We start from the raw sequence: 25313 nt of genomic DNA, 5'->3' as shown, positions 1-25313 counted from the left end.
GGAAAACGCCAGTGGCGATATATACTGCGCGCCATTCTTCAAGGGAGAGCCGTGTGGCCATCGATATTCACTGGATTCGCGACAACGAAAGCCTCGCGCAATTTTGCGCCGAGTGGCAGCAGCTGCCTTTCGTGGCCATCGACACCGAATTCATGCGGGTCGACACCTTCTACCCGATTGCCGGCCTGTTACAGGTTGGCGACGGCAAACGCGCCTACCTGATTGACCCGCTGAGCATCAATGCCTGGCAACCACTGGCCGCACTGCTGGAAAACCCGGCGGTGCTCAAAGTCCTGCACGCCTGCAGTGAAGACCTCGAAGTCCTGTTACGCCTGACAGGCAGCCTGCCAGCGCCGATGTTCGACACGCAATTGGCCGCCGCTTATCTGAATCTCGGGTTCTCGATGGGTTATTCGCGGCTCGTGCAGTCAGTGCTCGGTATCGAACTGCCGAAGGGCGAAACTCGCTCCGACTGGTTGCAGCGTCCGTTGTCCGACACGCAAATCAGCTACGCCGCCGAAGATGCCGTGCATCTGGCGGAGGTTTTCGTACAGTTGCGCCCGAAACTGTCTGACGACAAGTTCGCCTGGGTACTGGAGGACGGCGCCGAACTGGTCGCCAACCTGCGTCGCGAAACCGATCCGTACGAGGTTTACCGTGACGCCAAACTGGCGTGGAAACTGTCCCGTGCGCAGTTGGCCGTGCTGCGCGAACTGTGCGCCTGGCGCGAACGCGAGGCCCGTGCCCGCGACCTGCCGCGCAACCGTATCGTGCGTGAGCATTCGCTATGGCCGCTGGCCCGCACGCAACCGGATTCCCTTGGTGCGCTGGGCAAGATCGAAGACATGCACCCGCGTACCGTGCGTCAGGACGGCGAATTTCTGCTTGATCTGATCAAGCGCTCTGGCAGTGTGGGCCCTGATCAGTGGCCTCCTGCTGTTCCGGAGCCGTTGCCGATCGAAGCGGCTGCGCTGATCAAGCAACTGCGCGCCCTCGGTCAGGCCGAGGCTGAGCGCCTGGATATCGCCCCGGAACTGATGCTGCGCAAGAAAACCCTCGAAGCCCTGGTCAAAAGCGGCTACCCCGAGGGTCCTTACCAATTGCCTGAGTCGCTGCGTGGCTGGCGCCGCGAACTCATGGGCCAGAAGCTGCTCGACAGCCTGGCCACCGCCGGAGAACAGCCTTGAAACGTATTTGCTCCATTTACCAAAGCTCGAAACGCAGCGGCATGTACCTTTATGTGCTCAAGAGCGATGAGCTTGAGCGTGTGCCGGAAGCCCTGATGCTGGCGTTCGGCAAGCCGAAACACTCGTTCAATCTGGTGCTGTCGCCCGAGCGCAAACTGGCCAGCGAAGACATCGTCGTGGTGCTGGAAAACCTCGACAAGCAGGGCTATCACCTGCAAATGCCACCCGCCGAGGACGAGTACATCGAGCACTTGCCCGAAGAGTTGTTGCGCCGCAACGACCCAATGTGATCGGCGAGGCCCTGTCCTGGGCCTCGTTAACCCTGGAACTGTTTTTAACGCGATGGCCGCGATGAATGTGGTGTCCATCTGCACGATTTGCGAAAGGTTTGAAGATGCGCGTTCTGATTGCTGAACACGACCACGCGATATACGCCCGGCTGCTGCAACAGGCAGCGCCGGAGCTCGAAGTGCTGACCAGTGGCGACTCCGCTGAACTGGCTCAACTGGCTGCCGACTGCCCGGTGTGGCTGGGACAGCCGGATTTGCTCGCGACCTTGTTGCGCCAAGGGCATCAACCGCAATGGCTGCAATCGACCTGGGCCGGCATCACACCGCTGCTCGCCGACGGCCTCTGCCGGGATTATCGCTTGACCCGCGCGGTGGGGATTTTTGGCCAGGTGATGGCTGAATACGTGCTGACCTACATGCTCGGCCACGAACGCGAAGTGCTGGCACGGTTGGTCAGCCAGGTCGAGCGTAAATGGGACAACCGCACCGGTCAGAGTCTGGTTGGGCGCAAGGTGCTGATCGTCGGCACCGGCGACATCGGCCAGAGCGTGGCGCAGTTTCTGCTGCCGTTCGGCGTTGAGCTGTACGGCATCGCCAGCAGTGCCCGCGAGCAGGCGCCGTTTGTCGAGGTCGGCTCAATGGCAGATCTGCCGCGACTGGTGGGCGAAGTGGATTACGTGGTAAACCTGCTGCCCAATACCGAACACACCCACGATATCTACGACGCGGCGCTGTTCAAGCAATTCAAGCCGACCGGGTTGTTCATCAACGTCGGACGTGGCGTGGCAGTGGTCGATGCGGATCTGGTGGAAGCCCTGAAGGAAGGTCATCTGGCGGGCGCGGTGATCGACGTCTGCCGTCAGGAGCCACTGCCGCAACGTCACCCGTTCTGGACAGCGTGGGGCTTGCTGCTCACCGGCCACAGCTCGGCACCGACTTCGCCGGCGTTGATGGTGCAGTTGTTCGTCGACAATTTGAAGGCGTATCAGGCAGGTGAAGCGTTGCGTGGTGAAGTGGATTTCACCCGCGGCTACTGAGTTGACATCAAAAGATCGCAGCCTGCGGTAGCTCCTACAGGGGAATATGTACACCGTAGGAGCTGCCGCAGGCTGCGATCTTTTGCTTTTAGAGGGTGAAATCGCCTTCAGCCGCCAATTCACTCAGCGGGCGACGCGGGCTCGGCTCTTCGCGCGCTTGCAGGTAATCCGCGAGGGTTGCCTTGTCACCCAGTTTGCCAACGGCAACCGCCGCGTGCAGCGCGTAACCTTCAGGAATGTTCAGCTCCTTGCGGGTCAGCTCCTGATCGAAGCCTGCCATGCCGTGGGTGTGCCAGCCGCTGATGCTCGCTTGCAGCGCCAGATGGCCCCACGCCGAACCCGTGTCGAAGGTGTGCCACAGCGCCGGAGTTTCTTCAGTGGCGCCCGGAGCGGTGAAGGTGGTCTTCGAAATCACGATCACCAGTGCCGAGGCGTGCTGCGCCCAGCTACGGTTGAACTCATTCAGCAGGCCCAGATAACGTTCCCAGTTCGGCGTGTCGCGGCGCGCATAAAGAAAGCGCCACGGCTGCGAGTTGTAAGCCGAAGGCGCCCAGCGCGCGGCTTCGAAGAAACTCAGCAGGGTTTCTTTCGGGATCGCTTCGCCGGTGAAGGCGCGAGGCGACCAGCGATCGGTGAACTGTGGGTGAATGGCGTAATCGGCAACGCGAGTGTTGGCACTCATCAAGAGATTCCTTGCGACGTTTGAGTAAGAAATTCGAATGAAAACCCGGCGGGATCAGTTGCGCTGAACGATGGGGTTTCCCGAGCCATGGCAGTTCACCGGGATGCAACGCGGTCGAGCATTAATGGCTCCCGGGCAAGGCTCCTGCGACTGGCAAAGCTACGCGCTGCCACAAAAACTGACAAGTGCAGTGCAACCGGCAGTCGCCAGCGCTTGGCCCGCAGGGCCTTGGGCACTAGACTGGCGCCTTTTCACCACCTGATGTTGATGCTTGAGCCATGGCCGCCAAAGTCGAACCGTTCTGGATACGCAAAACCCTCGATCAACTGGATCCGGAGGAGTGGGAATCGCTGTGCGACGGCTGTGGTCTGTGCTGCCTGCAAAAACTCGAGGATGAGGAAGACAACAGCGTTTATTACACGCGCATCGCCTGCAAACTGCTGGACCTGAAAACCTGTCAGTGCAGCGATTATCCGAACCGCATCAAGTTTGTCCCGGACTGTATCCAGCTAACTCCCGGCCAGGCTGAAGAGTTCAAATGGCTGCCGCCGACCTGTGGTTATCGACTGGTCAGCGAAGGCAAGGATCTGCCGTTGTGGCATCACCTGGTGTGCGGCGACCGAGATGCGGTGCACCACGAAAGGATTTCCCAGTCCGGACGCATGCTCGCCGAAGGCAGCGTGGCGGAGGATGACTGGGAAGATCATCTGATTTTCCGCGCGGGTTGAGTTTTCACATTTCGAGACCGCTATCGCGAGCAGGCTCACTCCTACATGGGAACGCATTCCAATTGTAGGAGTGAGCCTGCTCGCGATAGGGCCATTTGCCTCACCGAAAATCCCGGATCAAACCCCGGCTTTCGGCGATTTCACCGAATCATTACCAGTGACAGTTGCAGTGCTGGTCGCGGCCTCGGCATTGGCCTTCAGCTTGCTCAGCTCTTCACCGGCGCGCTCGATCTTGGCCCGCACGTTGTTCATGTCCTGACGGCTTTTCTCGAACAGGCTTTTTACCGAGCTGTGCCCGGTAATGCCGCGGGCCATGGCCACACCGCCAATCGCCACCTGAATCAACCCGAACACACCGCCACGGCGCAAGCCCTTGCCGACCATCACTACGCCGCCGGCCAGCGAGCCAATGCGCTCCCAGCCCTGAACATTCTGGTCGGAAGGGGACTGAAACGGGGTGGATTCGATACGCTCGACGCGTTTGAGCTCGGTCATGATCTTTCTCCAGGCAATGAATAATGGTTAAACAAGCTGACTGCCGGAGCGGTCAGCTTGTTCCATCGGATGTGCGACGCTTCAGCGGAATTTTGGCCCGGAGCGGGTGTTCAGGCCCTTCGCCATGCGGTCGTAAAGCACAACGTTGACTGTTGCGGCGAGGTTCATGCAGCCGGAGGTCGGGATGTACACGACGTCTTCGCACCAGTCGCGAATCTCTTTGTCCAGCGAGCCGTCTTCCGGGCCGAAGATGTACAGCGCGCGGTCCGGGTGAGTGTATTCCGGCAGCGGGCGGGCGCCTTCGACCAGTTCAACGGCAACCGGCACGCAGTTGAGCGGGAGGATCTTTTTCAGATCGTCGATGCCGATCAGCGGGATGTCGTAATGCACGCGTTTGGTGTCGGTGACGAAATCGGCGGCGCGTTCATAGCGCTTGCCGGTATAGAACACCGACGCCACGCCGTAACAGCCTGCGGCGCGCATCACCGAACCGACGTTCTCAGGTGATTTGGGGTTGTACAAACCAATGCAGCTGTAACGTTTGTCTGCCACGAGCGGGGAGCCTTCGGGAAAAAGAGGGCGATTATACGGGGATAAGATCTAAAGATCGCAGCCTTCGGCAGCTCCTACAGTTGGATGGCGTACACCCTGTAGGAGCTGCCGAAGGCTGCGATCTTTTGCTTTAATCTTCTTTCTTCATCAACCCGGCCAGCGCGGCAAACGGGTTATGCGTCGCCTTGGCGATTTTCGGCGTGCTCAGCGAGCCCTCGCTGAAGTATTGCTGGTCGGTATAACGCGAGTGCTCGTTGTCGTGGCAATACAAGCACAGCAACTCCCAGTTCGAGCCGTCCTGCGGGTTGTTGTCGTGGTTGTGGTCGCGGTGGTGCACGGTCAGTTCGCTCAGGCGCTTGCCGGAAAACTCACGGGTGCAGCGGCCACACACGTGCGGGTACATCTTCAGGGCCTTGTCGCGGTAGCCCATTTCCTTGTCGCGCTGGTTGTCGGCGAGGATGCGATCGAGCTTCGACGTGTTGGTGGGGGTGGACGAACTCATGGGTTCACCTTTGTAGAAGACTAAAGACGGTTATGTTCGCAGTTTAGCTCAGCCCTTGAGCTTCTCGGCAATCCAGATGGTGTGGCGCGTGCCTTTGTTGCCGTGGGCGAAGACCTGCACTTCTTCGGCCTTGAAACCGGCCTTCTTCAACTTGTCGGAAAACTGCCGATCGGCGCTGGCCGACCATACGGCAAGTACGCCTTTGGGGCGCAAGGCCTTGGCGCAGGCGTTCAGTCCGGCGGCGGAGTACAACCAACTGTTGGCCTTCTGGGTCAGGCCTTCAGGGCCGTTGTCGACGTCGAGCATGATCGCGTCGAAACCGTTCGGCTCGCTTTGCAGCACATTGGCAACGTCTTCCTGGCGGATCACCGTGCGCGGATCGAGCAGCGGGCGGCCGGATTTTTCTCCGAGCGGGCCACGGTTCCACTCGACCACGCCCGGGACCAGTTCAGCGACCACGACTTCGGCGGTTTTGCCCAGATGCTTGAGCGCAGAGGCGAGGGTGAAACCCATGCCCAGGCCACCGATCAGCACCCGCGAATCCGGACGCCCGGCGACCTTGCGGCAAGGGATCTCGGCCAAGGCATCTTCAGAGCCGTGCATGCGCGTGTTCATCAATTGCCCGCCGTCGCCGCCCTGGATCTTGATGACAAAATCCTCGCCATACTCGAACAGGCACAGGGCACCGCCGCTTTCAGGGATCGGGGTGGTGTCGAGCAGAACAAAACGTTTCATGGAAATCTCTACAAGGGGGAAGGCAAGCAGGCCCGTTGGGAGTAGCCTGAGCGCAGACTAAGGCCAAACGGAGCCCTTGATGAAGCGCACCATTCTAACGGTCATTGCCCTGGCCGCGCTCGCGATTACTGCGGCGCAGGCGCAGCAGGCCATTCCGATCAGCCCGGCGCCGCAACCCGGCTCGCCCGGCACCGCAACGCCAACGCCATACCCGCAGATCACACCGATCAACATTCCCAAATCGGGAGCCGGCAGTGGCAGCCCACCGCTGGTGCCGATTGAAATGCCCAGCCCGCCGATCAAGGATCAACCGGTGCCAGGCATCGAGCCGACCGGCACCAAAGCGAAAACCCCGGGCGGTTAAATCTGCTGCGCCGCCAGTTGGCCATCGGCCATGCGCAGGCGTTTGGACAGCGAGACGGCGAGGGCGCGGATGATCTTGGCGGCGATCTTCGGTGCGTCGTTGAGCATTTTTTCCAGCGAATCCTTGCCCAGGTTGAGCAACTGACAATTGCTCGCCGCGATGCACGTCGCCGAGCGTCGCTCGCCATCGAGCACGGCCATTTCACCGAATGCCCGGCCGCTGCGTAGCGTGGCCATGGTAATGACCTGGCCGTCGGGCCCGGTTTTTTGCACGGCGACCTGGCCGGTGTGAAGAATGCACATGAAGCTGCCGGCATCGCCTTCGCGGAAAATCGCCTCGCCCTCAGCCACGGTACTGATGCTGAAGTAGCCGGATGCTGCGGCAAAGTCCGCCAGCGCCAATTGATCGAACAGGCCGCAGTCCATCAGCCAGTCGCGGATTTCGTTGTTCAGTAAGGTTGGTTCTGACATGTCATTACAGTCTTTATTGTTTTCTCGGTTTCAGGCGCTATATGAACCCTGTAGGAGCTGCCGCAGGCTGCGATCTTTTGATCTTGCCTGTTAAAAAACAAGATCAAGAGATCGCAGCCTTCGGCAGCTCCTACATTGGATTTGTGGTGTATCGGCCCTTTGGGTCTTGAGTTAAGACCCAAGTGACCGATGGAGTTCCTCAGGCAAGCCCCAGAACCTTGAAAACAAATGCATATTCGAGGGCTACGTCACGTAATCCCTGATATCGCCCGCTCATCCCGCCATGCCCAGCGCCCAATTCGGTCTTGAGCAGGAGCACGTTGTCGTCGGTTTTTGTCGCCCGCAGCCTGGCCACCCACTTGGCCGCTTCCCAGTACTGCACGCGGCTGTCGTTGTAGCCGGCGATGACCAGCGTCGCGGGATAATCCTGCGCGGTCACGTTTTCGTACGGCGCATACGCCTTGATCCGCTCGTAGACGTCCGGGTCTTCGGGGTTGCCCCACTCGTCGTATTCAGTGACGGTCAGCGGCAGCTCCGGGTCGAGCATTGTGTTGAGTACGTCGACGAAAGGCACTTCGGCAATCGCCACACCAAACAGATCCGGCCGCTGGTTAAGCACCGCGCCAATCAGCAAACCGCCGGCGCTGCCACCGCTGATCGCCAGCTGCGGCGCAGTGGTGATGCCGTTGAGGATCAAGAACTCGGCGCAGGCGATGAAGTCGCTGAAGGTGTTGTGTTTGTGTTCCTGCTTGCCGGCGCGATACCAGGCTTCGCCCAGCTCACCGCCGCCGCGCACGTGGGCGATGGCGAAGGCCATGCTGCGATCGAGCAGGCTCAAACGGGCATGGGAGAACCACGGGTCGAGGCTCGAACCGTAAGCGCCGTACCCGTAGAGGTACAGCGGCACCGGTTTGCCGACCATTTCACGCTTCATCACCAGACTGATCGGCACTTGCGTGCCGTCCGGCGCGGTCGCCCAAAGGCGTTGGCTGACATAGGCGTCGGCGTCGAACGGGCCGAGCACCGGGGTTTCCTTGAGGACGGTTTGCTCGCCCGTCGCCAGAGTCAGTTGGCGTACCTGAGCGGGGCGATTCAAGGCCTCGTAGCGCAGACGAATGCGATCGCTTTCAAATTCCAGACTGTTTTGCACGTAGAGGCTGTAGGCCGCGTCCGGCAATTGCACGCGATAAGGCGTCAGGCCATGTGGGTGAACTTCAATGATCGGCAAGCCACCTTCGCGCAGGCTCAGGGTCATGGCTTCGGTGTTGAGGGTCACGCCGTCGAGCATCACCGTGTCGCTGTGCGCGATCAGGTTCTGCCAGTCGGCCTCGCTCGGCGCAACACCCGTATCCGGCGCTTGATAGAGGGCGAAGTTGATGCCGTCGCGGTTTGTGCGGATGAACCACGTCCATGCGCCATCGAGCATGCCGTGATCGACATCGTATTCATGGTCTTCGACCCGCGGCGCCAGGCAAGTGAACGGCAGGTGCGGCTGATTGGCGTCCAGCGCCCAGACTTCGCTGGTGGTCTTGCTGCCCAGCGACAGCAGCAATTGCTGCTCGGAGCTTGAGCGGTAGCAGTGCAGGAAAAAGCGTCCGTCCGGTTCGTGGAACACTTCTTCGGCCGCGGTGCCGTCGAGGCGATAGCGGAACAGTTTGTACGGGCGATGAGTGTCGTCGAGGGCGCCGAAAAACAGCGTCAGGCTGTCGTTGGCCCACGTCATGCTGCCATCGCAGTCTTCGAATTCCAGTTCGCTGACCTTGTCGTTGGACAGTTCCTTGACGAACAGGGTGTAAATTTCATCGCCAGAGGCATCGACGCTGTAGGCCAGACGCTGGTGATCGGGGCTGATGCTGAACGCCCCCAGCGAAAAGAAACCGCCATTGGCCAGTGCGTTCGGGTCGAGCAGCAGCTGTTCGCGGCTTTCGTCGAGGGTCAGGCTGTCGTCCGCCGGGCGCGGGCAACGGTAATGCCGAGCGTATTCATCGCCCGCCGTGGTGCGCGTGTAATAAAGGTACGGCCCCCACGGCGAGGGCAGGGACAAATCGGTTTCCAGGATGCGGCCCTTGATCTCTTCGAACAGGGTTTCGCGCAGCTCGGCCTGATCGGCGGTTTGCGCTTCCTGATAGGCGTTTTCAGCCTTGAGGTAATCAAGCACCGCGTCGGTGTCGCGTTCCTGCAGCCAGGCATACGGGTCGGCACCGGCCGCCTTGCGGGCAATCGGGGCACTGATGACGTTGGCGGATTGGGGCATGGAAGGCTCTCGGACAATGTACGGAATTAGGGTTTTCGCCACTCTGGATCGCGCCGCTGACCTTGTGGGAGCCAGCCTGCTGGCGATGCCGGACTGCCAGACAACATCAATGTTGAATGTACCAGCCTCATCGCCAGCAGGCTGGCTCCCACAGGGGATGCGGCTGGCCGTCTGGCATTGTGACAAGCCTGGCGGGCGAAAAGTCGTTACTATAAGCGCCTCTTTGCCTGCCTTGCCATGGACACCATGACCGAGAACGACTATCTGATCGCCTGGGGCCTCTACGGCTTTGCCGCTGTAGGCTGCCTGTTGGTATGGATGCGCCTGACCCGCTGGATGTGGCGCTGGTTGCGCGAGCCACTTCGTGTACTGATGGCAGTGTTGCTGTTCAGCCCTACTGTCGTTGATCCGGTGAAGGAAATGGTCGCCCCGGCCATCGCCATCACTGCGCTGGATCTGGCGTTCAAGGTGGGCAACAACGCCTGGCGGGCGGTCTCCGATCTGTTCATGTACGGCATGATCGCCTTCGGCATCTACCTGATTTACGTGCTGATCCGCTTGCCGATCGAGCGCGCGTCCAGAGCTCGCCGCGAACAGGCTGAAGCTGCCAAAGCCGCAGCCCGCGCCGATGATCGTGACGATGATCAACCCTTCGGCGCCGCCGGAGACGACCGCTACGGCCGCCCGCCGGTACCGAACAATCCGCAGCGCATGCGGGTCGAGCCGCGTCTGTAATCCCGAGAGTCCGCACATGTGTGAATTACTGGGCATGAGTGCCAACGTGCCGACCGATATCGTCTTCAGCTTCACCGGGCTGATGCAGCGCGGCGGGCGCACCGGCCCGCACCGCGACGGTTGGGGCATTGCGTTCTATGAAGGCCGTGGCCTGCGGTTGTTCCAGGACCCGGCGGCAAGCTGCGAGTCGGAAGTGGCCAATCTGGTCCAGCGCTATCCGATCAAGAGCGAAGTGGTCATTGGCCACATCCGCCAGGCCAATGTCGGCAAGGTCTGCCTGTCCAACACTCACCCGTTCGTCCGCGAACTGTGGGGGCGCAACTGGTGCTTCGCGCACAACGGCCAACTCGCCGACTTCACCCCGATCAAAAGTTTCTACCGCCCGGTTGGCGATACCGACAGCGAAGCGGCGTTCTGCGATTTGCTCAACCGCGTGCGTGCAGCATTTCCCGAACCGGTCGATATAGAAGTGCTGTTGCCGGATCTGGTCGCTGCGTGTGCTGAATACCGCAGCAAAGGCGTATTCAACTGCATGCTCAGCGACGGCGACTGGCTGTTCTGCTATTGCACGACCAAACTTGCACAGATCACCCGGCGCGCACCGTTCGGTCCGGCGCGGCTCAAGGATGTCGATGTGATCGTCGATTTTCAGGCCGAAACCACACCCAATGATGTGGTGACGGTCATTGCGACTGAACCGTTGACCGAAAACGAAACCTGGACCCGCTACGAACCGGGCCAATGGAGCCTGTGGCGACGCGGCGAATGCGTCAGCCAAGGCAAGACCGAATAAGGATTTGCACCCCATGTTGCTCAGTTATCTACGGCTGGTGTTGTTTGCGGCGGGCCTGTTGATCGGTGTCCAGGTGCCGGGATTCATCAACGATTACGCGAAACGCGTCGAGGCGCATCTGATCGAGGCGCAGACCGGTCTGCGCGGCTTTCAGGGCACTGCCGAGCAGTTTTTCAAAGGAGACATTCAGGCGCTGGTCGCGCATTACCGCGCCAGTGAAGACCCTGTGTTTCGCAGCGATGCCGACAGCCTGAGCACGATGCTCAACCGTCAGATTGCACTGGATAAGCAATTCCAGGCGATGCAGGGCCCTTGGTACATCCGCTTCCTGCAAGTGGTGCTGGCCGCCGATCCGGATATTCGCAAGGAAACCTGGAATGGTTACAGCTACCAGATTCTGCTGACGCCGGAAGCCATGATCTGGGGCATGAGCGGGGCGTTGCTGCTGTCGTTCGGCATCGAATGCGTGTTCCGTCTGATCGACTGGGTGGTGCTGGGCGGCAGACGCCTGCGCCAGAGCCGGCCGATCGAAGACCGCGACGTGCGCGGCCTCTAAGGCCCACGATCAAAAGATCGCAGCCTTCGGCAGCTCCTACATGAGGGTATGCATTTCCCTGTAGGAGCTGTCGCAGGCTGCGATCTTTTGCTTCTAAATATTCAGCTTGATGTAACCCGTGCCCACCTTGCGCGCATACCCCGCCAACACCTGCTGACACAACGTCACGATCTCCTCGACCCACTCAACCCCCACCCGCCACGACACCACCACCTGCAACGCCGGCGGCGTCTTGTCGATGCCGAGCAAAATCAATTCCCCGCGCGCCAGCTCCTCGGCCACCAGCACCGGTGGCAGCGCACCAATGCCAAACCCGTCACGCAGCAACCGGGTAATCGCCGACACCGAATTCACGCAGTTCAAGCGCGGCGCCAACACGCCGCTGGCCTGCATCAGCGCCAGAATGTCCTGATGCGGTCGCGAGTTTTTTGAGTAGGTGATGATCCGCTCCTGCGCCAGTTCGGCGAGGTCGGCGTAGTCGCGGTTGTAAATCGAATTGCTGGCGACGATCCAGCCCAGCGGATGGCTGGCCAGTTCCAGGCTGCGCACGCTTTCATGGCGTACCAGATCGGTTTGCAGGATCAGATCGAGAAAACCTTTTTGCAACTGATCGCAGAGATTGAGCGACGTATCCGCCACCAGCTCGATTTCAACTCGCGGATACAGCTCGGTCATCTGCGCCACCAACGGGCTCAGCCACGTGTGAATCACCGTGTCCATGACACCGATACGTACACGGCCAACTTTGCTCGAACGGGTCTCGATCGATTGCTTCAGTGCTTGCATGGTGTCGAGCATCTGCTCGGCATAGTCCAGCACTTTCAAGCCTTCGGGCGTCAGGCTCACGCCACGCGAATCACGTAAAAACAGCTTCACACCGAGTTCGCCTTCAAGCACTGCGATGCGGCTGGAAATCGACGCCTGGGTGGTGAACAGCTTGTCGGCGGTCAGACGAAAACTCTTCAGCCGGGCGACCCAGACAAAGGTCTCGAGAAACTTCAGGTTCATGGGCAAGGCTCGGGTGACAAATTTTTCTTATGCCTAAGGCGGGTTTTTATTCGTTGGACGCAGCAGGGCTACGGGACGAAAAATCGACGCATCCGGTTCCCACGATAGGCGTCGTCGGAGCTGCGAACAAGACCAATAAAAAACCTGCGGAGATTTGCCATGAGTGCTCCCGACACTATCGATCTACCCAAGCCATCGGCGCGTCCGGGGCCGTTCGACTGGTATCGCAACATCAACCAACAGGAGCGCCGCACGTTCTGGAGCTGCAAGATCGGCTACGGTCTGGACGGCATGGACACGCAGATGCTCAGTTTCGTCGTGCCGACCCTGATTGCGATGTGGGGGATCACGACCGGTGAAGCCGGGCTGATTCATACCAGCACCTTGATCGCCTCGGCCATCGGCGGCTGGGTCGCCGGCATTCTCTCCGACCGGATCGGTCGAGTGCGTACGCTGCAACTGACCGTGTTGTGGTTTGCCTTCTTCACCTTCCTCTGCGGCTTCGCGCAAAACTACGAACAACTGCTGATCGCCCGCACCTTGATGGGCTTTGGTTTCGGCGGTGAATGGACCGCAGGCGCGGTGCTGATCGGCGAGGTGATCCGCGCCAAGGATCGCGGTAAAGCCGTCGGCATGGTGCAATCCGGTTGGGCGCTGGGCTGGGGGCTGACAGCGATTCTGTATGCGCTGCTGTTTTCGGTATTGCCACCGGAAGATGCCTGGCGGGCGCTGTTCATCCTCGGCATTGTCCCGGCGATTTTCGTGATTTTCGTGCGGCGTCTGGTGAAAGATCCGGAGATCTATCGCGAGGCCAAGGCAGCGCAAACGCCGGAAAATCAGGCGAAGTTCTACGAGATATTCGCCCCCGGCATGCTCTTCACCACAATCCGTGCGTCGTTGCTGACCACCGGTGCGCTGGGCGGCTACTACGCGATCACATCCTGGCTGCCGACCTTCCTGAAGAACGAGCGTGGCTTGAGTGTGCTCGGCACGGGTGGTTATCTGGCGATGGTCATCGTCGGCTCTTATGTCGGCTATGTGATCAGCGCCTATCTGACTGACTTATTGGGCCGCAAAAAGAACTTCATCCTCTTCGCCGTCGGTTCGTTCACCATCGTTCTGCTGTACACGCAATTGCCGGTAAGCAACGGCGTCATGCTGTGGCTGGGCTTCCCGCTGGGGTTCTTTGCTTCGGGGATCTTCAGCGGCATGGGCGCGTTCCTCACTGAGCTGTTCCCCACGCGAATTCGTGGTTCAGGCCAAGGTTTCTGCTACAACATCGGCCGGGCGCTGGCGGCACTGTTTCCGCTGTTTATCGGCCTGCTCAGCCAGAAAGTGCCATTGAGCGTGGGCATTGGTGCCTTTGCGGCGGTGTCTTACGGCGTGGTGATTATTGCGGCGTTGAGCCTGCCGGAAACTCGCGGCAAGCAACTGGATGCGCAGTAACTGATAACCTGCGGGGCATTGCCCAACGGCTTTGTCCTACGGATAGAAAGACAAGAAGCTACAGGAGTGTTTACCGTGAGCCGCCTGTTATTGAACTGCGACATTGGCGAGAGCTTCGGCAGCTGGACCATGGGTCTGGATGACGAAGTCATGCCCTTCATCGATTGCGCCAACGTGGCCTGCGGTTTCCATGCCGGCGATCCGGGCATCATGCGTAAAACAGTCAGCCGTGCGCTCAGCCACGGCGTGCAGATTGGCGCGCACCCGGCGTATCAGGATCTGGTCGGATTCGGTCGCCGCTCCATGGCCTATTCCGCGCAAGAGTTGCAAGACATCCTGCATTACCAGATTGGCGCCCTCGACGGCATCTGCCGAGCCCAGGGCGCGCGGGTCAGTTACGTCAAACCCCATGGCGCGATGTACAACGACATGATGGCCAACCCGGCGCAGTTGCGTGCAGTGATTCAGGCCGTTGCCGCCTACGACCGCGCGTTGCCGCTGATGTTGATGGCGACCCGCGACAATACGGCAGCGCAGCAACTCGGTGACGAGTACGGCGTGACCCTGTGGTTTGAAGCCTTCGCCGACCGCGCCTACGACAGCGCCGGCCGACTGGTTTCACGGCACCAGCCGGGCGCTGTGCATCACGACCCGCAAAAAATCATCGAGCAAGCCTTGATCATCGCTCGTGGTGACGCGCTCACTGCCAGCGATGGCAGTGCATTGCATTTGCAGGCCAACACCCTGTGCGTGCACGGCGATAACGCCAGTTCGGTGGCTGCCGTGCAGCGCATCCGTGAGGCCTTGAATCAGCAGAGCGCGCCATGAATCCAAGGATTGAAGTGGTGGCGCTGGATTGCCTGATGCTGCGCCTGTTTGATGAAATCGCTGAAGCCAACATGCCGTGGATGCTCGCGGCCAGCGTGCGGTTGCGTGAGGTGTTCGGCGCGCAGTTGATTGACCTGGTACCGTCCTACACCACACTGATGGTGCATTACGATTTGACGTCGTTGAGTCCGAAGCAAGCGCGGGAATTGATCGCTGAGGCGTTGATCGATCTGTCGCCAGATGCGCGAACCGTCGGCCAGTGCCATGTGTTGCCGGTCTGGTACGACCTGAGTGTCGGGCCCGAGCTGAGCCTACTCGCCGAGCGCAGCGGGCTGGCGGTGGAGGAGGTGATTCGTCGCCACAGTGCCAGGGAATACCAAGTGTTCGCCCTCGGTTTTGCGCCGGGTTTTGCTTTCATGGGATTGGTCGAAGACGTTCTGGCAGCGCCGCGTCTGAATACCCCGCGCAAGAAAGTCGCCGCTGGCAGCGTTGGTATTGCCGAGCGGCAAACTGCGGCTTATCCCGTCGTATCGCCCGGTGGCTGGAACCTGATCGGTCGCACTCCGACGAAGCTCTTTGATCGCAATCGTGACGGCTACAGCCTGATGCAGCCCGGTGATACGGTGCGGTTCGAAGCGGTGAGCCATGCCGAGTTCATCAACCTGGGCGGTGATGACACGCCACTGGAGGCCTTGGCATGAGCCGACTGACGATTGAATCCAGCACACCGCTGTGCCTGTTGCAGGACGCCGGGCGCTTTGGGGTGCGACATCTGGGCGTGACTCAGGGCGGCGCGGCGGATTGGTGTTCGATGGGTTGGGCCAACTGGTTGCTGGGTAATGGACTGGATGTGCCGGTGATCGAAATCACCCTGGGCGGGTTTGCGATGGTGGCCGAAGAGGACTGCTTGCTGGCGCTGGCCGGGGCTGATCTTGGAGCGCTGATCGACGGCCAGCCGCTGGCGCCTTGGCGCAGTTTCAAATTGAGCAAAGGGCAGACATTGCAGTTCACCCAGCCATTGCTCGGCGCCCGGGCTTATCTGGCGGCGCCCGGTGGTTTCGACGCGCCAAAGGTTTTGGGCAGCAGTGCAACGGTGGTGCGCGAAGAACTTGGCGGGCTCGATGGCATGGGCTTGCCCTTGGCCAAGGGCTCTACGCTGAGCTATCACGGCAAAGCCGCTCAACTGCGCGAAATAACGCATCAGCAGCAACCGGACCTGCGCTCGAATGAGCCGCTGGATCTGGTACTCGGTGCGCAAATCGGTCAGTTCAGCGGGCAGAGTCTGTTTGACGTGTTCAACAGCGCCTGGACGCTCGACAGTCGCGCCGATCGCATGGGTATTCGCCTGTTAGGCAAGGCGTTGCAATATCAAGGGTTGCCGATGATTTCCGAAGGCATTCCGCTGGGCGCGGTGCAGGTGCCACCGGACGGGCAGCCGATTGTGTTGCTCAATGATCGGCAGACCATTGGCGGCTATCCGCGGCTGGGGGCGTTGACGCCATTGGCGTTGGCGAGATTGGCGCAGCGCCTGCCGGGAGCGCAGGTGCGGTTGCGGCCGGTGGTGCAGGAAGTTGCGCATCGCGAACATGTCGAGTATTTGCAGCGTCTTGGTTGAAGATCAAAAGATCGCAGCCTTCGGCAGCTCCTACAGGGGAAACGCGGATTCCTCTGTAGGAGCTGCCGAAGGCTGCGATCTTTTGCTTTTACTTGGATAAAAACCGCATCCCTTCCTCCAACCCGCGAAGGGTCAGCGGATACATCTGGTCCTCAATCAAATCCCTGACGATATTGGTCGACGAGGTATACCCCCACGTATCTTTCGGATACGGGTTGATCCAGATGAGCTTCTTGTACTTCGCCATGAACCGCTGCATCCACACGTATCCCGGCTCTTCGTTCCAGTGCTCGACGCTGCCGCCGGCCTGGGTGATTTCATAAGGCGCCATGGCGGCATCGCCGATGAAGATCACTTTGTAGTCGGCGCCGTACTTGTGCAGCAGGTCCTGGGTTGAAGTGCGCTCGGAAGTACGGCGCATGTTGTTTTTCCACACCGACTCGTACACGAAGTTGTGGAAATAGAAATACTCCAGATGCTTGAACTCGGTCTTGCAGGCCGAGAACAGTTCCTCGCAGATCTTCACATGCGCATCCATCGAACCGCCGATGTCGAACAGCAGCAACAGCTTCACCGTGTTGCGGCGTTCCGGACGCATCTGAATGTTCAGCAGACCGGCATCCTTGGCGGTGTGGTCGATGGTGCCGTCGATATCCAGCTCTTCTGCGGCGCCTTGGCGGGCGAATTTACGCAGGCGACGCAGGGCAACCTTGATGTTGCGCGTGCCCAGTTCCACCGAGTCGTCGAGGTTTTTGTATTCGCGCTGATCCCAGACTTTTACCGCTTTGCCCTGGCGCTTGCCGGCATCGCCGACCCGAATGCCTTCCGGGTTGAACCCGCCGGACCCAAACGGGCTGGTGCCGCCAGTGCCGATCCATTTGTTGCCGCCGGCGTGGCGTTCCTTCTGTTCTTCCAGACGCTTTTTGAATTCTTCAATCAACTTGTCCAGGCCACCCAGGGACTGGATTTGCGCACGTTCCTCATCGCTCAGCGAACGCTCGAACTCCTTGCGCAGCCAGTCTTCGGGAATCAGCGCCTGCAGGTGATCGTCGAGTTTTTCCAGGCCATTGAAGTAAGCGCCGAACGCACGGTCGAACTTGTCGAAATGCCGTTCGTCCTTCACCAGAATCGCCCGCGACAAGTAGTAGAACTCGTCCATGTCGGCGAAGGTAACGCGCTGTTTCAGCGCGTTGATCAGGTCGAGCAGCTCGCGCACCGACACCGGCACCTTGGCTGCACGCATTTCGTTGAACAGGTTGAGCAACATGGCATCAGCCTCTTAGCTTAGCGGGTGCCGCGACGGCTCATGAACGCCAGGCGCTCAAGCAGTTGCACGTCCTGTTCGTTCTTGACCAAGGCCCCTGCCAACGGCGGAATCGCCTTGGTCGGATCGCGTTCACGCAGCACTGCTTCGCCGATGTTGTCGGCCATCAGCAGCTTCAGCCAGTCGACCAGTTCCGAAGTCGATGGCTTCTTCTTCAGGCCCGGCACCTTGCGCACGTCGAAGAACACGTCCAGCGCTTCGCTGACCAGATCCTTCTTGATGTCCGGGTAATGCACATCGACGATTTTCTGCAGGGTGGTGCGGTCGGGGAAGGCGATGTAGTGGAAGAAGCAGCGACGCAGAAACGCGTCCGGCAACTCTTTCTCGTTGTTGGAGGTAATGATGATGATCGGGCGCTTTTTGGCCTTGATCGTCTCGTCGATTTCGTAAACGTAGAACTCCATCTTGTCGAGTTCTTGCAACAGGTCGTTCGGGAACTCGATGTCGGCCTTGTCGATCTCGTCGATCAGCAGAATCACCCGCTCTTCAGACTCGAAAGCCTCCCAGAGCTTGCCTTTTTTCAGGTAGTTGCGCACATCGTGGACTTTTTCCGTGCCCAGTTGCGAGTCGCGCAGACGGCTGACCGCGTCGTACTCGTACAGGCCCTGATGCGCCTTGGTGGTGGACTTGATGTGCCAGGTGATCAACTTGGCGTTGAACGATTCGGCCAGTTGCTCGGCGAGCATGGTTTTGCCGGTGCCCGGCTCGCCCTTGACCAGCAGCGGCCGCTCCAGGGTGATGGCGGCGTTGACTGCCAGCTTCAGGTCATCGGTGGCGACGTAGGCCTGGGTGCCTTCGAACTTCATCTGCTAATCCTCGAACGGTAACGCCGACCTGAACGGGCAGGGCGGGGGCGAAATAATCGGATGCCCCGACTATAACGCGCAGCCCGGTCGACTGTGAACGCAGACGGCTTATTCAGTCTCTGAATGGGGCGTCACATGTTGACTCGGTCTCGGCCGAAGGCCAGTATTCAGGTATCGCCGATTTGGCGATAGGCTGCGCGGCATGTCTACCAAATACAGATTTCGCGATAAATACAGAATTCAGCTGCGCGAGAAGGATCACCCCCCGCCCCATGTCCACCTGACCGGTGGCGGAGTGGATGTGATGCTTAGCCTGGAAACCGTAGAGGTCATGATGGGCAAGGCGCCGCTGCTGATCATCAAAGAAGCACAAGCGTGGGTCGCGGCCCATCAGGTGCAATTGCTGGAGGACTGGAAACGATGTTATCCATGAAGCGGCCGCGACTGTCAGCGGTTCAGGCACTGAGCGCTTACCACTTGGCACTGACCTTTATAGATGGTCAACAACTGATGCTCGATCTGAGCAATGATTTGCATACCTTTCCGGGCCTGCAGCCCTTGCTCGCTGCAGAAGTGTTTTCGACCGCCATGCTGGCTGATGAGGGTTGGTGCGTTGAGTGGCTGGAGCCGGATATCCAGATTGGCGCAGATACGTTGTATCTGGACGCCCTGGCGCAAAATGCAGCTGACGAAAACACCCGTATTTTCATCAGTTGGCGTGCACGTACCGGATTATCGTTGAATCAGGCTGCCGAGGCGCTGGGTGTCAGCGCCCGCAGCATCAGTCGCTACAGCAATGGACGGGAAGCCGTGCCACGCGCTCTGGCGCTTGCCTGTCTCGGTTGGGATTCATTGCAGCGAGGGTCAACGCTGGCGGCGGAGGAGTCCGGCCGATATGTCTTTAACCGTAAGTCCTAACCCTCATCCGGCTTCGGCCGCTCATACCGGGCATTGAATGCCTGAACAAAGCCATTGCGCAAAATCTGCAAAAACGCTTCGAATGCGTTGATATTTTGCTGGTGCACATTACCGCTGAGTTGTACGCGGGTAGCGAACTGGTTTTTGACCTGATTCTTCAACACGGTTTCGGTACCGCCGACCAGTGCTTCCCAAACCGAGCGGAACAGACCTTTGTTCTTGTTCTCGACGTCTTGCTGCCAGTCGAACACATCGACGTCGCGCAGCAGCGGTTTGATGTAACCGGTGACTTTGGCTTTTTCGGCTTTTGCTTCAATTACCACGTCGCCATGCCCGGCGTTGAAATCGAACTTGCCATAGGCAGAAGCGAAATCATTCATGCGCTTGAGTTCGATGTCTTTTGCCCGAAGTCGAAACTCGAAGTCTTCGAAGTTGCTCAGCGGATCGAAGGTCGCCGTGGTTTCCAGAGGGGCATGGCCAAGCAACAAGGCTTTGCCCTCGAAACGCGCATCACGTTTGCCTTCGGTGTCGACCACGTTGGTCAGGTTATAGATGCTGGCATCGACGTTGGTTGCATTCATGTTCACCGGCGGTTTGGAGTTGAAGTTGCGGAACGTGATTTTCCCGTCGCTGATGCGTACTTCGTTGAGCGTAATCGGCAGGAGTTTGCCCAACTGCTCACGCCAGTCAGTACCTTGACCGGTCTGGGAGTTCTGCTTGTTGGCGCCGCCGTCGACAAAGTTGATTTCAGGATTGAAGAACTGCACTTCGCCCACCACCGCATGGTCGTACCACAACGAGTGCCAGCTCACCGCCAGATCAATCACCGGTGCATTGACGAACGGCACCGGCACCTTGCCGTCGACTTTGACGATTTTCAGGCCGTTGATCTTGTAGGCGCCGCGCCACAGCGCCAGGTCGACGTCGGTCACCTGGCCACGGTAATCACCCATGTCCGCCAGTTTGTCATTCAGATAGTCGCGCACCAGGTAGGGCAGGGCGATGTGCAAGGCGACCAGTAACACAATGACGGTGACGAAGGCCCACAACGGCCAGCTGTAACGACGCTTCATGGTGGCGATTCCCGAACGATATAAAGCGATTGACTGCGCACGTCGACAGACGTTCGACCCGACTGGACTGTGATGGGCAACAGGCATACCTTGGAGCGCTAAATTCAATGCTGCATAAGGACCCAGCCATGAGCCGTATCTTTGCTGACAATGCCCATTCCATCGGCAACACGCCGTTGGTGCAGATCAACCGTATCGCGCCACGCGGTGTGACCATCCTGGCCAAGATCGAGGGGCGCAACCCCGGTTATTCGGTCAAGTGCCGGATCGGCGCCAACATGATCTGGGACGCCGAAAGCAGCGGCAAACTCAAGCCGGGCATGACCATCGTCGAGCCGACGTCGGGCAACACCGGCATTGGCCTGGCCTTCGTGGCTGCCGCCCGTGGCTACAAGTTGATGCTGACCATGCCGGCGTCGATGAGTATCGAGCGCCGCAAGGTTCTGAAAGCGCTGGGCGCCGAACTGGTGTTGACCGAACCGGCCAAAGGCATGAAAGGCGCGATCGAGAAGGCGTCGGAGATTGTTGCCAGCGATGCCGACAAATACTTCATGCCGGCGCAGTTCGATAACCCGGCCAACCCGGCCATCCATGAAAAAACCACCGGCCCGGAAATCTGGAACGACACCGATGGCGCCGTTGACGTGCTGGTGGCTGGCGTAGGTACCGGCGGAACCATTACCGGCGTTTCGCGGTATATCAAGAATACCCAGGGCAAACCGATTACTTCGGTGGCGGTGGAACCTGTGGCCTCGCCGGTAATTACCCAGGCGCTGGCCGGTGAAGAGATCAAGCCGAGCCCGCACAAGATTCAGGGCATCGGTGCCGGTTTTGTGCCGAAGAATCTGGATTTGTCGATGGTCGACCGCGTCGAGTTGGTCACCGACGAGGAGTCGAAGGCCATGGCGCTGCGCTTGATGCAGGAAGAAGGGATCTTGTGCGGCATCTCTTGCGGCGCGGCGATGGCGGTGGCGGTTCGTTTGGCGGAGACGCCGGAAATGCAGGGCAAGACTATCGTGGTGATCCTGCCGGACTCGGGTGAGCGTTATCTGTCGAGCATGTTGTTCAGCGATCTGTTCACCGAACAGGAGAATCAGCAGTAACCAGGCAAGTAAAAGATCGCCAAGCGACGGCGATCTTTTGATCCTGTTTGTGACCTTGGTCGCGCAAGTCTGATTTGGATCAGCCAACGTTCAGGAGCCTTATGTTAATAAATGCTTTGTTACGCAATCCTTAACACTGAATTTTAGGTCGAACGGGTTTTGCCTCAGGCCGGTAGTGTTTATCATGGCCGGCTGCCATGCCGGGTAAAGGGCATTGTGCAGCGTTGTTTTTATTCAAGGAGTTGTTGATGACCTTTTCGTTAGCCGCCAAGGTGTCGGTGCTGCTGCTGTTTATCGGCAGCATCCTCTATGTGCATCTGCGCGGTAAAGCGCGCCTGCCGGTGCTGCGCCAGTTCGTCAACCACTCGGCACTGTTCGCCCCGTACAACGCCCTGATGTACCTGTTCTCCAGCGTGCCATCCAAGCCGTATCTGGATCGCAGCAAGTTTCCGGAGCTGGACGTACTGCGCGACAACTGGGAAACCATCCGCGACGAAGCCATGCATCTGTTCGACGAGGGTTATATCCGCGCGGCCGAAAAGAACAACGATGCCGGGTTCGGCTCGTTCTTCAAGAAGGGCTGGAAGCGTTTCTACCTCAAGTGGTACGACAAACCACTGCCATCGGCCGAGACCCTGTGCCCGAAAACCGTGGCTTTGGTCAGTGCCATTCCTAACGTCAAAGGCGCGATGTTTGCGCTGCTGCCCGGCGGCAGTCACCTCAATCCGCACCGCGATCCGTTTGCCGGTTCCCTGCGTTATCACTTGGGCTTGTCGACGCCCAATTCCGATGATTGCCGGATCTTCGTCGACGGTCAGGTCTATGCGTGGCGCGATGGTGAGGATGTGATGTTCGATGAGACCTATGTGCACTGGGTCAAGAACGAAACCAAGCAGACCCGAGTCATTCTGTTCTGCGACATCGAACGTCCGCTGAGCAATCGCCTGATGACTCGCATCAACCGCTTCATCAGCGGCTGGCTCGGCCGCGCGACCGCACCGCAAAACCTCGACGACGAACGCGTCGGCGGGATCAACCAGGCCTATGCATGGAGCAAGCGCTTCAGCGACAAATTCAGCGGCGTGGTCAAACAGTGGAAGCGCCGTCATCCGAAGGCTTACCGGGTGATGCGCCCGGTACTGGCGGTGGTGGTGCTGACGTTGCTCGGGTACTGGTTGTTTGGTTGAGGGTGGACTGCAGAAATAAAAAAACCGCTCTTTGTGAGCGGTTTTTTATGCCTGTGAAAAGTTCACAGACGGCCAGCGGCCAGTAAGGTTGGCTCTTCGGTTTCAGTGCCTGCTACAAGTAATTGCAGGAGACGCTGTTGGCTGGCAGTCAGCGCTACCTCACCGGATCGATCTTTTCGGGTGAAGGCTTCTTCGTCGATTTGCTCATTTTGCTTCCTGCATTGATCGTTAATTGAACACAGCTTGTTCCCGCCTGTCGCTGCTGGCCAAATCATTGCAATCGATGTGCCGCGCTGGTTATAGTCGGCGCTCGTGAGCCACACGGCTCACAATCCAACCCCAAGAAGATCAGCCCAAATGCCTGCATCCCTCATCAACGCGGTAGTCGATTCAGCGGTCAACGCTGGCGTCGTGCCGTGCGGGAATCAGCAGCCAAGGCAGATCAGTCATTACCCCCCACCTGTCAGTAGCACGCCGGTGCGCGCAGTTGCGCCGCCACCGCCGGGCGTTGGCGTTTCGGGCTGATCGGCATTTTTTGCTGACCCCCGTGCCCGCCTGCAAAAACCTACTGAATTTCAGCTTCGGCTGAGTTGGCTATTTGCCTGACTACAGGTGGTATTCATGTTTGTCCTTTCGAAAAAATCCGCGCTCGCGGCGGCGTCCACGAGCCTGTTCGTTCTGCTGTGGAGCAGCGGGGCGATCTTCTCCAAATGGGGCCTGGCCCATGCGTCACCCTTTGCCTTCCTGTTCATTCGCTTTGCCATCGCCCTGTGCGGGCTGGTGCTGCTGATTCCATTGCTGAAACTGAAACTGCCCAAGGGCGGCAGGCCGATGCTGTTTGCGATCGCCACGGGCGTAGTGTTGTTGGGGGCTTATCAGATTTTCTATCTGCTGGCCCTGAACACCAGAATCACCCCGGGTGTGATGGCGACCATCATGGGCGTGCAGCCGATTCTGACGGTGGTATTGATGGAACGGCAGCGCTCGGCGAGCCGGCTGTTCGGGCTGGCGCTTGGCTTGGCGGGACTGGTCATGGTGGTTTACCAGGGCATCGGTCTGGCCGGCATGTCGTGGGCCGGGATGCTCTTTGGTTTGTTGGCGCTGGCGAGCATGACGCTGGGCTCGATCATGCAGAAACGCATCACCGACAATCCCCTCGGCACGCTACCGGTGCAGTACCTGGCCGGCCTGTTGTTGTGCGGGATCTTTGTGCCGTTCCAGCCGTTTCATTTCGAACACAGCGCGGGTTTCATCGTGCCGGTGTTGTGGATGGGGCTGGTGGTGTCGGTGCTGGCGACGCTGCTGCTGTACCGCCTGATCGCGCGGGGAAATCTGGTGAATGTCACCAGTCTGTTCTATCTGGTGCCAGCGGTGACAGCGGTGATGGATTACCTGATTTTCGGTAATCGCCTGGCGGCATTGAGCGTGCTGGGGATGCTGTTGATCATTGTCGGGTTGGCATTCGTGTTCCGCAAAACCCAATGACGCGACCCCTGTAGGAGTTGCCGCAGGCTGCGATCTTTTGATCCTGATGTTTAAAGTCAAAAGATCGCAGCCAGCGACGGCACCTACAGTTTTTTTACCACCGCCGGCTTCAACACCAGCCACAACGCCAACGCAATCAACACCCCGCCATACACGTGAGCCATCGACAACGGCTCATCCAGCAACAGCGCACCCCACAACACTCCGAACGGCGGAATCATGAAGGTCACGGTCATCGATTTGACCGGGCCGATGGAGCTGAGCAGGCGGAAGTAAATAATGTAGGCAAACGCCGTGCAGCCCAGGCCCAAACCGAGCAGCGACAGCCAGACATTCCAGCCGCCCCAACTCGCTGGCGGTTGAGTCACCACGCTGTAACCGAACAGCGGCAACAGGAACAGTGTCGCGCCGAGCATGCTGCCCACGGCTGACAGACGACTGTCCAACCCGCCGGCCTGATCCAGCCAGCGCCGCGCGAGGAATCCGGCAAAACCATAGCAAGTGGTCGCGAGCAGGCAGGCGAGGGCGCCCAGCAGCAATTGCATATCGAAGGCCACGGGACCGGCGCGCGTCAGCACGCCGACACCGAACAATCCGAGAAACACGCCCGCCAGTTTGGCCGCAGTGAGTTTCTCGCTGAAGAACAACCCGCCGATCAATACGCCCATCAAGGGCGTGGTGGCGTTGAAGATCGCCGAATAACCGGCTGGCAGCACTTGAGCTGCAACCGAATACAGCGTCGCCGGTATCCCCGAGTTGATCACGCCGAGCAGCATCACGGTTTTCAGCTTGCCCTTGAAATCCCAGCTGATGCGCATCAGCCCGAGGATCACCAACAGACCGACGGCAGCGATCGATACCCGAAAAAACGCCGTCGGAATGGTGCCGATCACTGGCGCAATAATGCGCATGAACAGAAAACTCGCGCCCCAGATGGCAGCCAGCGACAACATACGGAAAATATCGACAGGGCTCACGGCGGGCTCCTTGCTTGATCGGGACGAGAGTGTTGCCGAGCCTCCTGACGATGGCAACCGCTAATCGGGCATTTAAATGTCCCTGGCAGGAATGCCTGACAAAAAATGCCACGCCGTACGTCTGCGCTTCGGTTTTGGCCGAAATTGCACTTCTCCTCATGCC

31 protein-coding genes are annotated in these 25313 nt (G+C 59.3%); 18 read left to right on the top strand and 13 right to left on the bottom strand.

Annotated features, from left to right (window positions below; genetic code table 11):
* Nucleotides 1-53: 53 nt before the first annotated feature.
* From rnd to ICA16_RS14940, 3 genes are all read left to right on the top strand, one after another.
* The gene (gene rnd / locus ICA16_RS14950) at nucleotides 54-1187 is read left to right on the top strand and encodes a ribonuclease D (protein WP_150603031.1); all 1134 of its coding nucleotides are present in this window, start codon (nucleotides 54-56) and stop codon (nucleotides 1185-1187) included.
* Entirely contained in the window at nucleotides 1184-1477 is a 294-nt protein-coding gene (locus ICA16_RS14945) for a YcgL domain-containing protein (RefSeq protein WP_042558092.1), read from the top strand. Before rnd ends, ICA16_RS14945 begins: the two co-directional genes overlap by 4 nt.
* Before the next feature lie 104 nt (nucleotides 1478-1581).
* Complete coding sequence (locus tag ICA16_RS14940) at nucleotides 1582-2514, top strand: D-2-hydroxyacid dehydrogenase (protein WP_150603030.1); 933 nt, start codon at nucleotides 1582-1584, stop codon at nucleotides 2512-2514.
* 88 nt (nucleotides 2515-2602) lie between these two features.
* On the opposite strand, the gene ICA16_RS14935 is transcribed toward ICA16_RS14940, so the two are convergent.
* A complete protein-coding gene (locus ICA16_RS14935) occupies nucleotides 2603-3196 on the bottom strand; it encodes a nitroreductase family protein (RefSeq protein ID WP_210553750.1) in 594 nt (197 codons plus the stop codon).
* 278 nt (nucleotides 3197-3474) lie between these two features.
* Here ICA16_RS14935 and ICA16_RS14930 point away from each other — a divergent pair, with 278 nt between their 5' ends.
* A complete protein-coding gene (locus tag ICA16_RS14930; RefSeq protein ID WP_150617670.1) occupies nucleotides 3475-3924 on the top strand; it encodes a YcgN family cysteine cluster protein in 450 nt (149 codons plus the stop codon).
* Nucleotides 3925-4041: 117 nt separating this feature from the next.
* On the opposite strand, the gene ICA16_RS14925 is transcribed toward ICA16_RS14930, so the two are convergent.
* From ICA16_RS14925 to ICA16_RS14910, 4 genes are all read right to left on the bottom strand, one after another.
* The gene (locus ICA16_RS14925) at nucleotides 4042-4419 is read right to left on the bottom strand and encodes a YgaP family membrane protein (RefSeq protein WP_210700898.1); all 378 of its coding nucleotides are present in this window, start codon (nucleotides 4417-4419) and stop codon (nucleotides 4042-4044) included.
* Nucleotides 4420-4500: 81 nt separating this feature from the next.
* The gene (locus ICA16_RS14920; protein ID WP_210700897.1) at nucleotides 4501-4971 is read right to left on the bottom strand and encodes an RNA methyltransferase; all 471 of its coding nucleotides are present in this window, start codon (nucleotides 4969-4971) and stop codon (nucleotides 4501-4503) included.
* Between the two features lie 130 nt (nucleotides 4972-5101).
* Nucleotides 5102-5473, bottom strand: a complete 372-nt coding sequence (locus ICA16_RS14915) for a YajD family HNH nuclease (protein WP_007911336.1) — start codon at nucleotides 5471-5473, stop codon at nucleotides 5102-5104.
* Nucleotides 5474-5521: 48 nt separating this feature from the next.
* The gene (locus ICA16_RS14910) at nucleotides 5522-6208 is read right to left on the bottom strand and encodes a spermidine synthase (protein WP_042558095.1); all 687 of its coding nucleotides are present in this window, start codon (nucleotides 6206-6208) and stop codon (nucleotides 5522-5524) included.
* 79 nt (nucleotides 6209-6287) lie between these two features.
* On the opposite strand from ICA16_RS14910, the gene ICA16_RS14905 reads away from it, so the two are divergent.
* Nucleotides 6288-6572 carry a hypothetical protein gene (locus ICA16_RS14905; RefSeq protein WP_210553749.1) on the top strand — a complete coding sequence of 95 codons (285 nt, stop codon included), beginning with the start codon at nucleotides 6288-6290 and terminating at the stop codon, nucleotides 6570-6572.
* On the opposite strand, the gene ICA16_RS14900 is transcribed toward ICA16_RS14905, so the two are convergent.
* The gene (locus tag ICA16_RS14900; RefSeq protein WP_150603026.1) at nucleotides 6569-7042 is read right to left on the bottom strand and encodes a cyclic nucleotide-binding domain-containing protein; all 474 of its coding nucleotides are present in this window, start codon (nucleotides 7040-7042) and stop codon (nucleotides 6569-6571) included. The genes ICA16_RS14905 and ICA16_RS14900 overlap by 4 nt on opposite strands.
* A gap of 199 nt (nucleotides 7043-7241) precedes the next feature.
* Complete coding sequence (locus tag ICA16_RS14895) at nucleotides 7242-9296, bottom strand: S9 family peptidase (RefSeq protein ID WP_210700896.1); 2055 nt, start codon at nucleotides 9294-9296, stop codon at nucleotides 7242-7244.
* 237 nt (nucleotides 9297-9533) lie between these two features.
* On the opposite strand from ICA16_RS14895, the gene ICA16_RS14890 reads away from it, so the two are divergent.
* Genes ICA16_RS14890 through ICA16_RS14880 form a run of 3 tightly spaced genes read left to right on the top strand, consistent with a single transcriptional unit; the run spans nucleotide 9534 to nucleotide 11380 of the window.
* Nucleotides 9534-10031 carry an MFS transporter gene (locus ICA16_RS14890; RefSeq protein ID WP_210700895.1) on the top strand — a complete coding sequence of 166 codons (498 nt, stop codon included), beginning with the start codon at nucleotides 9534-9536 and terminating at the stop codon, nucleotides 10029-10031.
* A gap of 16 nt (nucleotides 10032-10047) precedes the next feature.
* Entirely contained in the window at nucleotides 10048-10824 is a 777-nt protein-coding gene (locus ICA16_RS14885; RefSeq protein ID WP_042558101.1) for a class II glutamine amidotransferase, read from the top strand.
* A 13-nt stretch (nucleotides 10825-10837) separates the two neighbouring features.
* The gene (locus ICA16_RS14880; protein WP_210700894.1) at nucleotides 10838-11380 is read left to right on the top strand and encodes a DUF2937 family protein; all 543 of its coding nucleotides are present in this window, start codon (nucleotides 10838-10840) and stop codon (nucleotides 11378-11380) included.
* A gap of 93 nt (nucleotides 11381-11473) precedes the next feature.
* Here ICA16_RS14880 and ICA16_RS14875 read toward each other — a convergent pair whose 3' ends face one another.
* Nucleotides 11474-12388, bottom strand: coding sequence for a LysR family transcriptional regulator (locus ICA16_RS14875; RefSeq protein ID WP_150603022.1), 915 nt, complete (start codon nucleotides 12386-12388; stop codon nucleotides 11474-11476).
* 159 nt (nucleotides 12389-12547) lie between these two features.
* Between ICA16_RS14875 and ICA16_RS14870 the strand changes: the two genes are divergently transcribed.
* The 4 genes from ICA16_RS14870 to ICA16_RS14855 all read left to right on the top strand — a co-directional run bounded on the left by ICA16_RS14870 (nucleotide 12548) and on the right by ICA16_RS14855 (nucleotide 16277).
* Nucleotides 12548-13834 carry an MFS transporter gene (locus ICA16_RS14870; RefSeq protein ID WP_150617676.1) on the top strand — a complete coding sequence of 429 codons (1287 nt, stop codon included), beginning with the start codon at nucleotides 12548-12550 and terminating at the stop codon, nucleotides 13832-13834.
* A gap of 75 nt (nucleotides 13835-13909) precedes the next feature.
* Nucleotides 13910-14662, top strand: coding sequence for a 5-oxoprolinase subunit PxpA (locus ICA16_RS14865; RefSeq protein WP_210553745.1), 753 nt, complete (start codon nucleotides 13910-13912; stop codon nucleotides 14660-14662).
* Entirely contained in the window at nucleotides 14659-15363 is a 705-nt protein-coding gene (gene pxpB / locus ICA16_RS14860) for a 5-oxoprolinase subunit PxpB (protein ID WP_150603019.1), read from the top strand. The genes ICA16_RS14865 and pxpB overlap by 4 nt, the downstream gene beginning before the upstream one ends.
* Nucleotides 15360-16277 carry a 5-oxoprolinase subunit C family protein gene (locus ICA16_RS14855; protein ID WP_210700893.1) on the top strand — a complete coding sequence of 306 codons (918 nt, stop codon included), beginning with the start codon at nucleotides 15360-15362 and terminating at the stop codon, nucleotides 16275-16277. Before pxpB ends, ICA16_RS14855 begins: the two co-directional genes overlap by 4 nt.
* Before the next feature lie 88 nt (nucleotides 16278-16365).
* Here the strand turns inward: ICA16_RS14855 and ICA16_RS14850 are convergent, their stop codons facing one another.
* Both ICA16_RS14850 and ICA16_RS14845 read right to left on the bottom strand, forming a co-directional pair.
* Entirely contained in the window at nucleotides 16366-17544 is a 1179-nt protein-coding gene (locus ICA16_RS14850; RefSeq protein ID WP_042558108.1) for a vWA domain-containing protein, read from the bottom strand.
* 17 nt (nucleotides 17545-17561) lie between these two features.
* Entirely contained in the window at nucleotides 17562-18407 is an 846-nt protein-coding gene (locus tag ICA16_RS14845) for an AAA family ATPase (protein WP_042558109.1), read from the bottom strand.
* Between the two features lie 202 nt (nucleotides 18408-18609).
* Here ICA16_RS14845 and ICA16_RS14840 point away from each other — a divergent pair, with 202 nt between their 5' ends.
* Both ICA16_RS14840 and ICA16_RS14835 read left to right on the top strand, forming a co-directional pair.
* A complete protein-coding gene (locus ICA16_RS14840; protein ID WP_210700892.1) occupies nucleotides 18610-18840 on the top strand; it encodes a DUF4160 domain-containing protein in 231 nt (76 codons plus the stop codon).
* The gene (locus ICA16_RS14835; protein WP_210700891.1) at nucleotides 18828-19325 is read left to right on the top strand and encodes a helix-turn-helix domain-containing protein; all 498 of its coding nucleotides are present in this window, start codon (nucleotides 18828-18830) and stop codon (nucleotides 19323-19325) included. Before ICA16_RS14840 ends, ICA16_RS14835 begins: the two co-directional genes overlap by 13 nt.
* Here the strand turns inward: ICA16_RS14835 and ICA16_RS14830 are convergent.
* On the bottom strand, nucleotides 19322-20398 hold the full coding sequence (locus ICA16_RS14830) for a DUF748 domain-containing protein (RefSeq protein ID WP_150617680.1): 1077 nt from the start codon (nucleotides 20396-20398) through the stop codon (nucleotides 19322-19324). The genes ICA16_RS14835 and ICA16_RS14830 overlap by 4 nt on opposite strands.
* 128 nt (nucleotides 20399-20526) lie before the next feature.
* On the opposite strand from ICA16_RS14830, the gene cysK reads away from it, so the two are divergent.
* Both cysK and ICA16_RS14820 read left to right on the top strand, forming a co-directional pair.
* Nucleotides 20527-21501 carry a cysteine synthase A gene (gene cysK, locus ICA16_RS14825; RefSeq protein ID WP_042558111.1) on the top strand — a complete coding sequence of 325 codons (975 nt, stop codon included), beginning with the start codon at nucleotides 20527-20529 and terminating at the stop codon, nucleotides 21499-21501.
* A 248-nt stretch (nucleotides 21502-21749) separates the two neighbouring features.
* Entirely contained in the window at nucleotides 21750-22688 is a 939-nt protein-coding gene (locus ICA16_RS14820) for an aspartyl/asparaginyl beta-hydroxylase domain-containing protein (protein WP_150617681.1), read from the top strand.
* A gap of 62 nt (nucleotides 22689-22750) precedes the next feature.
* On the opposite strand, the gene ICA16_RS14815 is transcribed toward ICA16_RS14820, so the two are convergent.
* Nucleotides 22751-23011, bottom strand: coding sequence for a hypothetical protein (locus ICA16_RS14815; RefSeq protein ID WP_210700890.1), 261 nt, complete (start codon nucleotides 23009-23011; stop codon nucleotides 22751-22753).
* A gap of 34 nt (nucleotides 23012-23045) precedes the next feature.
* Between ICA16_RS14815 and ICA16_RS14810 the strand changes: the two genes are divergently transcribed.
* Both ICA16_RS14810 and ICA16_RS14805 read left to right on the top strand, forming a co-directional pair.
* Nucleotides 23046-23213, top strand: coding sequence for a hypothetical protein (locus ICA16_RS14810; RefSeq protein WP_210700889.1), 168 nt, complete (start codon nucleotides 23046-23048; stop codon nucleotides 23211-23213).
* Nucleotides 23214-23309: 96 nt separating this feature from the next.
* Complete coding sequence (locus ICA16_RS14805) at nucleotides 23310-24173, top strand: DMT family transporter (RefSeq protein ID WP_210700888.1); 864 nt, start codon at nucleotides 23310-23312, stop codon at nucleotides 24171-24173.
* Nucleotides 24174-24256: 83 nt separating this feature from the next.
* On the opposite strand, the gene ICA16_RS14800 is transcribed toward ICA16_RS14805, so the two are convergent.
* Complete coding sequence (locus ICA16_RS14800; RefSeq protein ID WP_150594348.1) at nucleotides 24257-25150, bottom strand: DMT family transporter; 894 nt, start codon at nucleotides 25148-25150, stop codon at nucleotides 24257-24259.
* Nucleotides 25151-25313: the final 163 nt, after the last annotated feature.

Origin of the sequence: Pseudomonas anatoliensis, from assembly GCF_017976235.1 — a bacterium.
Lineage (GTDB): Bacteria > Pseudomonadota > Gammaproteobacteria > Pseudomonadales > Pseudomonadaceae > Aquipseudomonas > Aquipseudomonas anatoliensis.
Note: the sequence above shows the minus strand (reverse complement) of the source record. Positions and strands in the feature narration are given on the sequence as shown.